General features: G+C 55.0%; 8 protein-coding genes. 3 read left to right on the top strand and 5 right to left on the bottom strand.

The window, feature by feature from the left end; all coding sequences use genetic code 11:
• Positions 1–133: 133 nt before the first annotated feature.
• Together guaA and G6R38_RS10385 are read right to left on the bottom strand one after the other, a co-directional pair.
• Positions 134–1,723: a glutamine-hydrolyzing GMP synthase gene (gene guaA / locus G6R38_RS10390; protein ID WP_166824246.1), complete on the bottom strand. Its 1,590-nt coding sequence runs from the start codon at positions 1,721–1,723 to the stop codon at positions 134–136.
• Between the two features lie 98 nt (positions 1,724–1,821).
• Positions 1,822–3,135 carry a UDP-glucose dehydrogenase family protein gene (locus G6R38_RS10385; protein ID WP_166824243.1) on the bottom strand — a complete coding sequence of 438 codons (1,314 nt, stop codon included), beginning with the start codon at positions 3,133–3,135 and terminating at the stop codon, positions 1,822–1,824.
• Positions 3,136–3,423: 288 nt separating this feature from the next.
• Between G6R38_RS10385 and G6R38_RS10380 the strand changes: the two genes are divergently transcribed.
• The 3 genes from G6R38_RS10380 (at position 3,424) to G6R38_RS10370 (ending at position 10,047) form a co-directional block, all read left to right on the top strand.
• Positions 3,424–8,205 carry a hypothetical protein gene (locus tag G6R38_RS10380; protein WP_166824240.1) on the top strand — a complete coding sequence of 1,594 codons (4,782 nt, stop codon included), beginning with the start codon at positions 3,424–3,426 and terminating at the stop codon, positions 8,203–8,205.
• Entirely contained in the window at positions 8,202–9,239 is a 1,038-nt protein-coding gene (locus tag G6R38_RS10375) for a prenyltransferase/squalene oxidase repeat-containing protein (protein WP_166824237.1), read from the top strand. Before G6R38_RS10380 ends, G6R38_RS10375 begins: the two co-directional genes overlap by 4 nt.
• A gap of 205 nt (positions 9,240–9,444) precedes the next feature.
• Positions 9,445–10,047 carry a hypothetical protein gene (locus G6R38_RS10370; protein ID WP_166824234.1) on the top strand — a complete coding sequence of 201 codons (603 nt, stop codon included), beginning with the start codon at positions 9,445–9,447 and terminating at the stop codon, positions 10,045–10,047.
• Positions 10,048–10,075: 28 nt separating this feature from the next.
• On the opposite strand, the gene G6R38_RS10365 is transcribed toward G6R38_RS10370, so the two are convergent.
• The 3 genes from G6R38_RS10365 to G6R38_RS10355 form a co-directional block, all read right to left on the bottom strand.
• Positions 10,076–11,278, bottom strand: a complete 1,203-nt coding sequence (locus G6R38_RS10365; protein ID WP_166826583.1) for a cofactor-independent phosphoglycerate mutase — start codon at positions 11,276–11,278, stop codon at positions 10,076–10,078.
• A gap of 219 nt (positions 11,279–11,497) precedes the next feature.
• Entirely contained in the window at positions 11,498–12,826 is a 1,329-nt protein-coding gene (locus G6R38_RS10360) for a tetratricopeptide repeat protein (RefSeq protein ID WP_166824231.1), read from the bottom strand.
• A 239-nt stretch (positions 12,827–13,065) separates the two neighbouring features.
• Positions 13,066–14,019, bottom strand: coding sequence for a DUF4331 family protein (locus G6R38_RS10355; protein WP_166824228.1), 954 nt, complete (start codon positions 14,017–14,019; stop codon positions 13,066–13,068).
• Positions 14,020–14,297 lie beyond the last annotated feature (278 nt).

Genomic DNA, 14,297 nt, shown 5'->3' with positions numbered 1-14,297 from the left:
GTGCATCCCTTGAGATCGGGATGCGTAGATTTGTGTTCGCCACACTAAACTGATGAGTACGGTTTGTCCATTGAACGGCGATCGGAATTCATCGGTTCTTCGTCGGACAACAATTTGACCGAAAAACGAGAGACTACTCCCATTCAATCGTTGACGGTGGTTTCGAGCTCACGTCGTAGACCACACGGTTCACACCGCGAATTGAATTGATGATGCGGGTCGACATCCGACCAAGAACTTCGTGCGGCAGTGGATACCAGTCCGCGGTCATAAAGTCATCAGTTTGCACCGCCCGAATGGCGATCGTGTCTTCGTAAGTGCGAGCGTCGCCCATCACGCCAACGGATTGAATCGGCAGCAACACCGCGAAGGCCTGTTGAACCGTTCGATAGAGATTCGCTTTGCGGAGTTCCTCGATCACGATTGCGTCAGCTTCGCGGAGAGTTTCCAACCGCTCTGCCGTGATTTCACCGAGACACCGGACGGCCAAACCCGGTCCGGGGAACGGATGCCGCCAAACAAGTTTGTCCGGCAATCCCAATTCCACCCCCATGCGACGGACTTCGTCTTTGAACAAGTCGCGGAGTGGTTCGATCAGCTCAAAACCAAGTTCTTCCGGCAACCCGCCGACATTGTGGTGCGATTTAATCGTTGCCGCCGGGCCATCCACGTTGGCGCCGCTTTCGATCACGTCGGGATACAACGTCCCTTGCGCTAAGAAATGGGCGTCCTGAATCGACTTGGCTTCTGCTCGAAAGACATCGATGAAAACCTTGCCGATAATTTTGCGTTTCTTCTGAGGATCAGTCACACCAGCAAGTGCGTCGAGGAATTGCTTTTCCGCATCGACGATGTGCAAATCGGTTTTGAAGTGGTCACCGAATTCACGGCGGACTTCTTCCCGTTCGTCTTTCCGAAGCAACCCGTTATCAACGAAAATACACGAGAGTTGATCACCAATCGCTTGGTAAAGCAGGGCGGCGGTGACGGATGAATCGACTCCGCCCGAAAGACCGCAAATGACACGATCGGAACCGACGCGTTCGCGGATGATCTGCGATTCCCGTTCGATCAACGAACTGATTCGCCATGTGCCGTGACAACCGCAAACTTGCGTCACGAAATTCGCCAGCAACCGACCACCAAATTCGGTGTGCGTCACTTCCGGATGGAATTGCAACCCGTAGATTGCGGCGTCTTTTTGTCGGACTGCCGCGTGGGGGCAGGTTTCCGTTTCCGCGAGCGAGACGAAGTATTCGCTAAGGTTATTGACTTGGTCGCCGTGACTCATCCACACCGTGGACTCCACGGGGATCCCTTGAAACAGGGCATCCAAATCGTGACTTCGCAGTGTCGTCCGGCCGAACTCCCGCGATTCGCCTGGCGTAATCGCACTGCCTTGCGAACGACAAACCAACTGCATGCCGTAACAAATCCCGAGGATCGGAATGCCAAGTTTGAAGATTTCCGGATCGGGCTGTGGAGCACCGTCACCATACACGCTCGCTGGCCCTCCGGAGAGAATCAGCCCCTTCGGGTTCAATTCCCGGATTCGTGACGCGGGAAGATCATGCCGGACAAGCTGGCAGAACACGTTCTGTTCTCGCACTCGGCGAGTAATCAATTGGGCGGTCTGCGAACCAAAATCCATGACGAGAATGAGTTCTTCGTCTTGGGTATTGACCAATCCGGGCGATGAACCCGCTGGAGCAATGTCGGACATCGATCGAAATCTTCCTGCTAAATCCTGGAGGGGCCGTCTGCACGGACCAATGCAACCGGGCCAGTCCGCTCAGTGGACCTTCCGGTATTCAATTGTCTCTAGTTCTTCGGCGCTTCTAATCCAATTCCCGAGTAGAAGAAACCACGTTCGGCCATCTTGATGGGGTCGTATAGGTTCCGCCCGTCGATGATGACGGGATTCTTGAGTTTATGCTTCATGAAATCGAAATCGGGATTGCGGAAGCCATTCCACTCCGTAACGATGGCCAATGCATCGGCCCCGTCGAGTGTGTCGTAGTGATGCGGAAAGTACTTCACCCGATCTCCGTAAATCGCCTTGACGTTCTCTTGGGCAACGGGATCGTGCACCTGGGGAATCGCCCCGTCTTCGAGCAATCGCTCGAGCAACACCAACGATGGAGCTTCCCGAATATCGTCGGTGCGTGGTTTGAACGACAACCCCCACACCGCGATCGTTTTTCCCTTCAGATCGCCGTTGAAGTAGTTCTTGAGCTTGCGATGCAGGACTTCTTTTTGATTGTTGTTGACCGCATCGACGGTTTTCAGGATTTGGGCATCGAGCTTGTTATCTTCCGCGACGCGAATTAATGCTCGCACGTCTTTCGGGAAGCACGATCCACCATAACCAACGCCAGGAAACAGGAACGAAAACCCAATCCGTTGGTCATGGCCGATACCGCGACGGACATCGTTGACATCCGCACCGACCAACTCACAAAGATTCGCCATTTCGTTGATGAAGCTAATTTTCGTCGCCAACATGCAATTGGCAACGTATTTCGTCATCTCGGCACTTTCGAGTCCCATGGCCAAGAACGGACGATCGGTCCGCAGGAATGGCTTGTACAGCTCGTGCAGAGTTTCACCGACTTCGGGCCGTTCCACCCCGACGACCACGCGATCGGGTTTCGTAAAATCGTCGATCGCGGCTCCTTCTTTGAGGAACTCCGGATTCGATGCCACATCGACCTTGCGACCAGTCAGCTCTTGTAGTCGTCGAGAGACTTCGCGATTCGTCCCGACCGGCACGGTGCTTTTCACAATGACGATGACGTGATCGTTCAAATGCGGAGCCAACGTCTCCGTCACTTTCCAAATGCCGTTCAGGTTCGCGGAACCATCGTCACCCTGAGGTGTACCGACAGCAATAAAAACGCAATCCGCAGTCGGCACAGCTTCTTCGTAGTCGGTCGTGAAATGTAATCGTCCGGCGGCTGCGTTCCGAGTGACGAGTTCCGTTAGGCCGGGTTCGTAAATCGGAATTTCGTTCCGCTTCAGACCGGCAACCTTCTTCTCGTCGATATCCACGCAGGTCACGTCGTTTCCGCTTTCCGCCAGACACGTCCCCGTGACCAAACCGACATAGCCGGTGCCAATCATGACAATTTTCACGTTGTATCTCCTTGCCAGTCGGGACGAGTCCCTTTGAATGCGTTTGGCCCAAATTGAAAACTCACGTTCGTGGCTCTCGATACCACGACGTGAGTGATCTCGAATCGGAAAATTCGATCAAGCAGGAATCCTAATCAAATGCTGACGATCTGACCAGCGAAGGTACGCGATCCCTGATGAATAACACGTGGCTCTAGCGTTGGGAGTGGCTGACAGTACAATGAAGGACGGTGAATTCCTTGCATTTCCCGTTCGTTTGCGTCTCCTCACTTCGCCGCGGAGTTCCGTATGGCCAACCAATCCACATTTCCTGCGGAACTATTAGACCAATTTCATGCATTGGACCGCCGAATTCGCCGGGCCGACGTGCTACGGGGTCTCGGAGGACTTCTGCTGTTGGTCGGTGCATTGGCCGGAATCGCTCTGCTCGCCGATTGGCTTTGGGGACTTCCCACGCCGATGCGTTTAGGAGCCTTGGGACTTTCCGCTGGATTCATCGTGATTGTCGGATGGCGAAGCGTTGTGCGACCAGCGTTTCAGCGACGTTCTTTACCCGAGTTGGCGGCTGTTGTGGAATCGGCTCATCCGGAACTAAAAGGCCGATTGGTGACGCTGGCGGAGTGGAACGACCCCGAGACAACACTCGACCACGAAAGTTCCGCCCTCATGCGGCGACTTCTCGAACGTCAGACATTGAAATCCATTGATCGGGTTCAGTTTGGCGACGTCATCTCCACTCGCCGGTCACGACGTACGATACTCGCAGGTCTCGCTGCCGTTGCGGTTCTGTTTCTGCCTTGGTTCATTCAACCAACCGCGTATGGACAGCTTTGGTCGCGACTGCTGTTCCCGTGGGGGGAATATCGAAACCCAACGCGACTCACGTTTCAAATCGAGGACGGCAATCGAGCGGTCGCCAAAGGTGACGACGTAACACTGCGTGTTCGGGCGAACTCCGATCTAGAATTGAGTGACAACAAGCTCCCGCCAGCGATCCGTCTGGTCTGGCAAGAAGACGGTGGCGGCACCGATGATCGGTTGCTCGAGTTCGAAGCGACCACCAACTCTTGGATACTCACGCGATCCCGTGTCCATCGGTCGTTCACGATGTTCGTCGATCACGACGGCCAAGCATCGCCGGAGTACCGTGTGGAAGTCCACCCGCGTCCGGAGATCACGGGGGCAACGCTGGAAGTGTTTCCGCCCAGCTACACTGGAATGCCCGCCCAGACGTTTGATGGCCTCGTCGGTGACATTCCAGTTTTCGAGCATAGCCGCATGATCGTGAAGGTGGAATCGTCGTTGCCAATCGAGTCCGCCCGGTGGGTGTGGCTACAAACTCGCGTTCATGAATTCAACGCCGATCCGGAAACCCCCTTGCCGGATGCAACACCCATCCCGCTCACGCTCACTAATGATGGTCGAACCGCGACGGCGGAATGGATTGCCACACACGGCGGAACGTTCACATTGGAACTGGCCCATGCCAACGGATTGACCAATCTCGACGAGACGTATCGGAACCTCGCCGTCATCCCGGATTTGCCGCCGCAACTCACGATAATTGATGAACCGGTCTCCGATCGGGTCCGACCTGACGACGTGTTCCTGATCACAGCAGCGGCAAGCGACGATGTTGCGATCGAGGCATTGGAACTGCATCTCGATCTGCCGGCCGACCGGCACGAAGTCCAATCGGTTCCGGCGGAGACGCTGTCTGAAGATCAGGTCGAACACGCGTTCCGAATCGATTTGTCCACACTAAATCTAGAGCCCGGTGAGGTTCTCACATACAGTTTGCGGGCGGCGGATGGCCGGAAGATTCCCGGTCCGCAGGAAACGTGGTCTCGGTCCCGTCGATTGACGCTTCGCACGGACGCCCCCAGCGTGGATGCCGCGAAAGTTGCCCATCGCCAACAAAACTGGCGGAAAACCTTCGACGACATTCGCAAAGACTTGGCAGACACTCGTCAGGAAGTCGAATCCCTCCACGATGAGGCCGTGAGTAATCGGAAGGAAGACCGCGAATTTGAATCCGACAGTGAAATTGGACCGACAGCCGAACGGGAAGCGGCATTAGCAGATCGGCTCGAACAACTCGGCGAAGAACTCGCTGACCATCCGTTGTTCGAGCAAGTTGCCGACGAGTTTCAAAAGACCGCCCGTGAGAATTTGGAACCAGCGGCAGCCGAATTGACGGAAGCACCGGGTCAGGAAATCGACGAAAAAGTCGCCACGCTTGATCGAAACCAACAACAGTTGGCGAACGCCGAGCAACAATTGGATGCTGCGGCCCGTGAATTCGAGTTGGCATCGGCATTGGAACGAGACCTCCAAGAGATTCCGGAATTGGCCCGGGAGGCTGAGAAACTTGCGGATCAGTCGGAGAAGCTCGCCGACGACCAAGCTGCTGCGGACCAAGAAGAGGACACCGCGAAGCAGCAACAACTGCAGGACGAACTAGCCGATCGGCAAGAGGAACTCGCGGCGGATCAAGCGGAGTTGGAGAACCGTTTGGATGACTTATTGGACCGCCGACCGGAACTGCTCGATGCTGCTCGCCGAGACGAACTGGAACAGCTCCAGCAGTTGATCAAGGAAGCCGAACGCTTGGCCAAGGCCGAAGATCAATTGGCCGAGACATTGGAAGAAGACGCCCAAAAAGCTGCGGAAGCCGCCGAGGAATTGGCGAAACGTCAAGCGGAACTGGCGAAAGCAGTCGAAGAACTAGCGAAGCAGGAAGCCAAATCCGACGCCAACGAAAATCAGTCGATCAATCCACAACCCGCTCGTGAAGCGGCGGAGGCATTGGAGCGGGGTGATCTTGCTGAGGCCGAACAGAAGAATCAGCAACTCGCGGAACAGATCGAGCGGTTACTCGATGCTCCGGGTGAGGACGCCACCGAAAACGAACGCAACTCTTCGCAACCGCAAACTGCCGCGGGGTTGGCCCAAAAGCAGCAGGAACTTCGGCAACAGACCGAGAACTTATCGAAAAATGAAGCTGCAACTGCCGAGGACCGTGAAGAATTGAAGTCCGCGCAGGAGCAACTTGCCAAGCAAGTGGGCGAGTTGCCGAACTCTCCCCAGGAAAATGCCGCCGGCGACCCGCAAGCGTCTCCCAAACGAACGGCACAAGACGCGATGCAACAGGCGAGTGAGGCACTCGACAATGACAAGTTGGATGATGCCCAGTCGCTCCAGAAAACGGCGGAGAAAGCGTTACAGGAACTCGCGAAGCAACAGCCGAACTCGAAAACACCTCAAGGACCGATTGACCCCGAGACCGCGAACAAAATGCAACAACTCGCTGATGAGATGCGGGATTTGCAGGAAGAGATTGAACAGCTCCGCCGTGAGCAGGGTGCCACCGAAGAAGCTGAGGATCGTCAAGCCCAGGAAACCACGCAAAACCAGCAAGCTGACACGAATTCAGCAACCAACGAGAACCGTCCGGCTGACTCCCCTATGAATCAGGACGCCGCCGCGGACTCATCCGAATCCAGCGAATCGCAAAATTCTCAGGAAGCCAATCAGAACCCGGCCGACAATACGGAGGCCACCGCAGACATGCCACCGCAGCAATCGCAGAATTCGGAAACCGGTTCGCAGCCGAATTCAAACAATGCAGACGAAGCGACATCAAACGAAACGACAAACGAACAAACCAACTCTGAAGGCCCGCAGAACAGCGAGCCAGAATCAAACTCGACCGCTGAGAACGCGGAACCAGCTTCGCAATCGAACCAACAGCAAGCTTCGGAACCATCGGTTGGGCAACAACTCGCGGAACAGCAACGACAGTTAGCACAGCAGGCAGCTCAATTGGCTTTGGATGTCGCTCGCGAACGGGGTGCGGAATCCGAAGCGGCTCAGAATTCTTTGGAAATGGCGCGTCGGGCGGAACAGGCAGCTCGTGCGATGGAAAGCGGACAGCCTCAGCAAGCCAGCCAAGCGGCGGAACAAAGCGCAAGTGCTGCCGATCAAACTGCGGAGCAACTGGGCCAGCCGAACGGGAACTCACCGGCCAACACCGAATTGCAGCAACAAGCCGAGCAACTGGCGAATGCCCAACGAGAGCAGCAACAGTCGCTTCAGCAAGCTGCGTCATCGCCAGCATCGAGACGCTCTGCCCGCCAGGCTGGCCAGGAATCTCTGAACCAAGCGACGCGGGAACTTTCGCGGCAATTGGCCGAAGCCGCACGCAATTTGAATTCCCAGCCGTTGAATCTGGAGGAGCAAGGGCTTCAAGCGGTTCAACAAGCTCAAGCTGCGGACGACGCTCAAGGTTCCATGCAGCAGACGAGTCAATCACTGGGTCAGGGGAACGATAGCCAAGCCGCCCAATCGGCCAGAGAAGCAGCGGAATCACTTCGTCAAGCGGCAGGTCAAGCCGCGAGTTCCGCAGATGATTCAGCCGATTCTGGTTCGTCGCCGGTCCCTGGAGAATTAGCCCGACAACTTGCGGAAGCCAAACGTCAGCTTGCCGAAGCCCAACAACAGATGGCCCAGCGAAATCAATCACAGAACGGCCAGCAGACCGGTGAACCGTCGAATTCCGAATCACAGCCGCAACAAAATGCCCCCGGTCAGAATTCCGAATCAGCGGACTCTGAGGGATCGAAGACCGACCCAGACGGTTCACCAAACCCAATGAGTTCTCAAGCCAGTTCATCCAGCTCGAAACCGTCCAATCAACCAGGACAGCAATCAGGCAATTCGCCGAGTCAGTCGTCGCAAAGTCTGAAACAAGCGGCCGAGGCGTTGCAACAAGCTGCTCGAAGTATGCAGCCAAGCCAGCCGTCCTCTCAGCAAGCGTCCTCCGAACCGGGACAGTCATCGCAGTCGCTGGAAGGTGGCGACGGAAGCGGTACCCAAGCCGACACGGATATTCACAGCATCGAGCAAGAACTCAAACGCCGTGCCCGTCGAGAATGGGGGCAACTCCCTGGCAATCTGCGAACCGAAATCCTTCAAGGCAGCCAACGAAAACCCAACGGAGACTATGCGAAACTCATCAAATGGTACTCCGAGGAAATTCAAAAGGCCCAGGAGAACAAGACTCCATGATGCGGTTGGTACTTGGAATCATTGTCACCTTGAGCATTTGGGGCCCCGCGGTTCCGTCATTGATGGCGAACGAACGGACTGCGGAAGAGCGGAAAGTCGATGCCGCGATTGCCAAGGCATTGAAGTATTTGGCCAGCGTGCAGCAGCCGTCTGGCGCTTGGCGAGTCGATGCCTATGGTGAATCGACCGCCGGGACTTCGCTCGCGGTAATGGCATTCCTTGCCGCCGGACATCTGCCCGGTGAAGGACCGTATGGAGACGCGATCAACAAGGGCATTGATTGGGTCCTTGATCATCAAGAACCGAACGGCATGCTGATCAACCCGCGTCACACGAGCCACGGCCCGATGTACAGTCATGGTATCAGCACACTGATGGTCGCCGAGATCATTGGCATGGTCGATGTGGATCGGGGCAGGAAAGCCAAGAAGGTCTTGGAAGACGCAATCCGACTAATTCTCAACGCCCAAGGAGTTGCCAAGTCTCCCGGCAACGAGGGTGGTTGGCGATACACGCCTCACAGTCGGGATAGCGATTTAAGTGTCACGGGGTGGCAGTTGCTGGCTCTTCGAGCAGCTAAGGATGTCGGATGCGACGTGCCCGCCGACAACATCGAACAAGCCATCGAATACGTGAAGCGATGCCATCATCGCGGTGGGTTTGCATATCAACCGCGCCAAAACCCAACGGCCGTCCGCACGGGTACGGGAATTCTTTGTTTGGAAGTCGCGGGCGATCATCACAGCGACGAAGCACTCACCGGCGTGCAATATTTGCAGAACCGCCCGTTGCGTTGGAACGATCAACATTGTTTCTACGGGGTCTATTATTGCAGCGTGGGCATGTTCAAAATCGGAGGCGATGCCTGGAAGCAAACACAACGGCATATTAACAGCATGTTGCTCGAACACCAGTCGTTCAACGGGAGTTGGCTCTGTGACAGAGAAAACAATCTCGGTCGCGGCTATTGCACGAGCATGGCAATTCTGGCTCTCTCGATCGACTATCGCTACCTGCCGATTTACCAACGTTAGTGCGATCAACACGCAGCGTGGACAACGAAATACGGAGAACGCGACTGTCAATGGATCGATCGAGAATCCAAGAGTTCTCAACGTCGGCCGAAGGTCGATTTTCTTTTCCCGTGGTTTGCGATAACATGGTGCACGAACCGCTGGATTAATCTGTGCGGTATCATCAATTCGAATTTTTCATCGCCATTGTCGAGACTTCACTCCGATGCCGTACTCCATTGATCGTGCCGAAGAACTGAAGACCGAATTGACAGACAAGTACGTGGTTGTCGACGCGAATCAGCCACACTTGAAACGGTTCGCCAAACGCACCGGGATTGTGAAAACCGTCAATATGAACGGTCGGGCGTTGGTGCAGTTCGATGCTCCCGAGGATATTTCCTGGTACGACATCGACCCGACACATCTGAAAATTGTCGCAAAGCCGCAGCCCAAACCCAAAGCAGAAGAAGCTCCAGCCAAGGAACCGGCTGCCACCAAAACCAGTGCCACGGCCGCGAAACCGGCCAGTGGGAAGAAACTCAGTCCCATCGAAATGGCCCGCCAACAGGATGCCGCCAAAAAAGCCGCCGCTGCAGGTGCGAGTGAAAAGAAGCTCAGTCCGATTGAGCTTGCTCGTCAGCAAGATGCCGCCAAGAAAGCGGCAGCCGCCGACGCAGGCAAAAAACTCAGCCCCATCGAGCAGGCTCGTCAGCAGGACGCCGCCCGAAAAGCCGCGGAGAAACCGGCTCCATCGGCTCCTCCAGCTGGCAAGAAACTTTCGCCCCTCGAAATGGCTCGGATGCAAGACAAGAAAAAGTCCGAGTAAGCCGCGTCTTTTGTTCGTTTGATCTGGACTATTTAGAAAGCAACCAGGGCATCATCTCATGTCCTGGAATTTGCCAATCGCTCCGGCTTGCAATCACTTCGTTATAGGCTGTCAAATCATCGGCGGAGATGCCGGTTCCGCAGCCGGTGAATGGCACCAGACCGTGGCTGTGTGTTTTCGTGCGTAGAAACGTCGGGTGATCGGGAGTGATGAGAATCCGGTAGTCACCTTGGCTCTCGAGAAACGCATGCAGCGGAGCCACGATGTGCCGATCGATTTCTTCCAGAGCATTCACCTTTGCGGTGGCATCACCTTCGTGAGACGCTTCGTCCGTTGCTTCAACATGGACGGTGATCAAATCGACGTTCGATAACGCATCAATCGCATATTGACCTTTGGCTGCGTAGTCGGTGTCGGTGTAACCGGTTGCCCCAGGAACTTCGATCACGTCCCATCCGACCAATCGCCCCATCCCGCGTAAGAGATCAACCGCTGTGATCACGGCCCCCTTCTTCCCGAAGCGAGCGTCGAATGGTTTCAGATTCGGTCGAATTCCCAGTCCCCACAACCAAATGCTGGAAACCGGTCGCTCGCCTCGTGCAATTCGCCGTTGATTCACCTCACAATCAGCGAATAACTCCTGACTTCGCTCCATCAATGCTCGCAGGTCATCCGAGCCGGGACCATTAGGGAGATGTGGTGCGATTGGTTGGTCGGTGATGTCGTGTGGCGGCGTCGAAGTTGTGTCTTTCGAAAACGGTGCTTGGCCATCGCGGGACCGATAAACCAGCAAATTTCGGTAGCTCACACCTGCATGAAACTTCCAATTGGAATCACCGCAGCATTCGCGTTGCAGCAATTCGATCAGTTCCTGCCCTTCCTCATTGGGAATTTGATGAGCCGTAAACGATTCCATCTTGCCGTCATCCAGGGTGACGAAGTTGCAGCGAATCGCCCAATCGTCCGGCCCCAGTTCGATCCCTTGTGCCGCAGCCTCGATTGGTGCCCGACCGGTGTGACATTGCAGAGGATCGTACCCGAACAAACTCATTGTTCCGACATCGCTTCCCGGCGGGAGTGACTCGGGCACCGTTAAGGCTTGTCCGACGCGGCCAAGCGTCGCAACACGATCCATGGCAGGGATATTGGCTGCCTCCAATGGCGTGCGACCTGCCAAAACGTCTTGTGGTTCGTCGGCACACCCGTCGGGAATGATCAACACGAATTTCATCATTGAGCTCATGCTAGGTATTCGAAACACGAACTATCGCGAATCCGTCGAGTTGCTTCAAGGTACGATGACCAACATCCCGCGTGGATCGAGTGACACGCAGTCATTTAACACCGCACAGCCGCCGATGTGGCTGTTGCCATTCTGATGAGTAATATGGATGCTCTCGAAACGACTTGCAAAGATTCGGGAGAAGAATGTCATTGGGCTCAGCACGAACTAATGCGGTGCCAATTTCGCCAGTTCTTCTTTCGCAGTTTCTGAATGCAGGAGCGAGAAATGAGGGTTGATTTCAATTGCCGTTTCGAATGCCTTTTGCGCTCGCTTCGATTGCCCCAATGCATTGTAAATCATCCCGGCGTGGAAAAACATCTTTGCATCTCGCGTGCCGAGTCTCAATGCTTGCTCGATGGATTTCGCAGCCTCCTCAAACTTGCCGTTCCGATAGAGTGTCCAGGCTAGCATGTCATGTCCGTAAACATCTTGCCGAAGCGCGAAGTCTTTCTTCGCCAATTCCAATGCTCTCTGAGGCTTCAAATCTCTGTCGGCGTAGAACATAGCAACTTCGCGATAATGGGCCGCCGCTGCATGAACCGCCTCTTCCGCCATCGCTTCCTCGGCTTGTTCGTACCAGTGCATCGCCTCTTCCTCGTCACCGAGTCGACGATAGACATCGCCAAGTGCTGCCATCATCGGCGGTTCACCGAAGTCTTCGATGGCCCCAAAGTATGCCGCGATCGCTTCACCGTGCTGCCCTTGAGCAGCCTGGACTTTCGCAAGACCGACAACTGCCTGAGCATTGGAGGAATCGATGGCGATCGCATTCCGGAAATGCCGACTCGCCCGCTTCAATCGGCCAGTGTCAAACGCAATCGACCCCAGTCGCCATTCAAACCATGACTCGAGACTGCCGAGCCCACCAGCATCTTGAACATCTCGGAGTGCCTCCGTAAGAAGTTCCGTAGCTTGCTCGGTATCGCCTTTGAGTTCAGCAAGTCTCGCGAGTCTCGCTTGAACTGAGGGACCGTTGGTCATCTTCGCAAGCGTTGCGAAACTCTCTTCCGCTGCATCGTATCGACCAAGCTCAAGCTGGCAATCTCCAATTGTCGCCTGAGCGAGCGTATTCTTCGGTGATTCTTTGGCGACGTCGCTGGCGATCTTAAGAGCTTCCTTGAATTGATGCTGAGCTTGCAACGCGGTCGCCAGATAGGTGCTTGCCTTCGAATCTTTCGGATAGTTCTTGAGCACTTTTCGGAAGGTCTGTTCGGCCTTTTGATACGCGAGGTGATCGCCTTGTTCTTTAGCCCTCCGCATGTACAACTGGCCTAACAATCGCTGCAGCGAAGCGCTTTCCGGAGCAGTCGAAAGCCTTTTTTGGACCGAGGCAATCGCTCCGTCTACCGGAATGAGTCCATCTTCGTTCAATCGACGGGCAGCGTTGTTGGCCGGTGTCGCTTCATCTTGGCGATCCTGCGCCAAGAGCATCCCGCCCGTCTCACAAAGAATGAAAACCAGCGTGGTTAAGCGACTGAACGTTCGAAAATCCATCGTGGGAGCCTATCTGAGAGCGAGTCGATAGAAGTGAATCGTCGTGCAACAATCGGTGCGAGGCTTGCAGTGCCAAAGAAAGAATATGGCATGCTCGATCCGCATTGTTCAAAAAAAACGGTCTCTCAGGTGTATCCCCCGAGAGACCTTCATTCGATCTGAGAGTCAGGGCGTGCCTAGACCGCAGTGCATTCTTCTGCGTCCACGACGGGGGCCATTGCAATCAGTAGTCATCGGCTCTAGTTCGGTGCGGCCAAATAGGGGAAGGTGTCCAAGAACTGAGCATCGTTCTCGTCGATACCGTCTCCGGTGAGCCCGCCTGCAGTGAGAAGGTTGAGTTCCGCGTCGATCACATCATCCTCCAATCGACGACCGTTCAGAAAGCCGCCCGCAGATGAGGTGTCGAACGTAAGAATATCCGGAAGCAGAATCGGGGTCAGATTCATTGCATTGGTAGCATTGCTGAGCCCGGTGATGCTGGCTTCGACGTCAGCTCCGAAGTCTGCGAGATCGTCGGCAGGATCGCTCTGGTTGAACTCATCTTTCCGCGGACCGGGAATCAGGACCGTGTTAATCGCCGGTCGCCCCACTCGATCGAATTGGCCGCCACGATCTCGCGTCGTGGCCCAAATTCCAACATTTTGTCCGCCGAAGGTGCTACTGGGAATCTCCAATACTATTGCTGTCACGTTGAAACCGGCAAAGTTGTCGACCTGATCGGCCCCCGAACCTAAAACATCTGAATCGAAGAAGAATGGATCCTCGTAGAGGTCAGCGATCAACTTCCCACCACCACGCACGTTGATTGTTCGTCCAGTGGAACCGCTGGCTGCGACACGATTGTTCTCGCGTAATACAATGACACGCTGCGGTCGGTTACCACGCGCTCGGCTGAAATAGAAGCTGAAACTCACGTTGGAAACGGCGTCACCATTGTTGTCGATGTGAATCGTGTAAATCCCGCGAGAGTTGAAAGAACCTGGGCTATTTGCCAGGACACCAGCCCGGGGATTGACGGTTGCGATGATGACCGTGTTGTCAGGGTTCTCAGGGGATTGAAACGCATAGAGATCGTTCAAGTCCATCCGACCATCGACCGCGACCGATGGCGAATCCAAGTGATCTGCCGCCTGAAGGCCAATCAATGGTGTCAAACACGTACAGAGAGTCGCCGCGAATTTCCAAATTCTCATGCCCGTCTCCTTGACAATTTGCGTAACATGCGTAGCTGTCACAAGACGTTATACAGATGATTCGATCTGAACGCAAGCAGACAGTCGACAGATGCCAGTATCGGCATGCGCATACGAAAACAGCCCTGATCATTTCTGACCAGGGCTGTTTGTTTATAAACAAGGTTGATAGTTGCGTGTGAGAATCTGAGTGGACTATTGCGTTTTGTGGGTGGTGTTCCCACGTGTGAGTTTGCACTCACTGAGGTTATGAGCTGGTATAGTGAGTCGTTCCAACC

The organism is Thalassoroseus pseudoceratinae (genome assembly GCF_011634775.1).
Taxonomy (GTDB): Bacteria; Planctomycetota; Planctomycetia; order Planctomycetales; family Planctomycetaceae; genus Thalassoroseus; species Thalassoroseus pseudoceratinae.
The sequence above is the reverse complement of the archived record's forward strand: the minus strand, read 5'-3'. Positions and strand labels throughout refer to the sequence as shown.